We start from the raw sequence: 1,347 nt of genomic DNA, 5'->3' as shown, positions 1-1,347 counted from the left end.
CCGCAGCAAGCTGCGGGGCCCTTCGACGTATTGCCCGGTGAGAGCAATGGCGGAGGATACGAGATTCGAACTCGTGAGGGGTTGCCCCCAACACGCTTTCCAAATGTTCGTCCGGGCACGCGGGGACGGTCATGGGCGTGCCGACCTGTGGCGGAGCCAGCGGCTACAGGCGTGCCGACCTGTGGTGTACGCCTGCGAATGAGACCAGAACTGAGTCCGGGCGCGCGTTCATTTACCGGCCCTAGGGCCGTACCACTGCATGGCTTGGCCGGTGATGGCGGCGATGCATTCGAAGTCGTGGTCGCGGTGCAGGAGGGTCAGTCCCTGGAGTTCCGCGGTGGCGGCAACGACGAGGTCAACAGCTCCCGCACTACGGTGCTGACCGCGCTGGGTAAGCAGCTCCTGAACCTGCCAGGCGCGGTCGTACGCGCGGTCATCGACGGGCACCCAGCCGAACAGCAGCCGCATGTCCTCGATGCCGCGCGCACGGTCTTTGGCGGAGCGGGCGCTGTAGAAGAACTCCAGCTCGGTAATAGGGCAGGTTGCGATGAGCCCTGCCGTGGCGGCCTGATCCCAGCCGTACTGTTCGGCGTCGTCGCGGAAGAATCGGGCGAGCGCGCTGGTGTCGATCAGGAACTGTGCCGCGCTCACCGCCGGTAGTCCCTCTTGTCCTCGAAGACATCCAGATCGAAGCCACCCTCGCCCGCTGCGGCCCGCAGCCGAGTGAGAGCGAGAGCCCGTCGGCGGTTCTCGAGTACCTCGCGCAGAGCAGTGTTGACCGTCTCCTTCTTGGTGCCGGTCCCCAGCGCTTGAGCCACGTCGGCCAGCAGTTCGTCGTCGAGGTCGATCACTGTGCGACTCATCGAGCACCTCCGGTGATATCAGCTCGTGCAACAAGTATATCTTGCTGGATATCGAGACGTCTCGAGCAGCATCTGGCGAACACCACGGAGCCGTCACCCGAGGGGCTGCAGTGAACCGCCACACGGGGTAGCCCTCGCCGCCGGTCGCGTGCGGCACTGTGGCGCCGAGGGCGAGCGCTGCTCCGTGCATCACCATGCTCACCGCCCGAAGGCCCGCTGTCTGCATCAGAAATGAGGCCTTTTGTGATCTTCGCCCACAAGGTGACGACGCCATCGGCCACGGCTCAGGTCCGATCGCTGCTTGCTGGACTCAGGGACGTGCTCCGCGTGTGGCACGAAGTCCCCGCGCTCCTGGTGCTGTCGACGACGTCGTGGAGTGGACCGGGGAAGTAGCTCAGGGCGCCGAGGGGAGCGGACCGGAGGGCCCGAAGAGTCTCTTTGAGACTGCAGGTGAGACTAGGAACGTCGAAGGGCCCCGCAGCAA

General features: G+C 65.4%; 2 protein-coding genes. Both read right to left on the bottom strand.

The genetic code is table 11. From position 1 onward, the window contains the following. Positions 1–228: 228 nt before the first annotated feature. Entirely contained in the window at positions 229–651 is a 423-nt protein-coding gene (locus tag ACFWFI_RS42685; protein ID WP_387401364.1) for a PIN domain nuclease, read from the bottom strand. Beyond that, on the bottom strand, positions 648–863 hold the full coding sequence (locus ACFWFI_RS42680) for a type II toxin-antitoxin system VapB family antitoxin (RefSeq protein WP_099173112.1): 216 nt from the start codon (positions 861–863) through the stop codon (positions 648–650). Before ACFWFI_RS42680 ends, ACFWFI_RS42685 begins: the two co-directional genes overlap by 4 nt. Positions 864–1,347: the final 484 nt, after the last annotated feature.

It is taken from the genome of Streptomyces sp. NPDC060209, assembly GCF_042728155.1.
In the GTDB taxonomy this organism is placed as follows: Bacteria; Actinomycetota; Actinomycetes; order Streptomycetales; family Streptomycetaceae; genus Streptomyces.
Note: the sequence above shows the minus strand (reverse complement) of the source record. Positions and strands in the feature narration are given on the sequence as shown.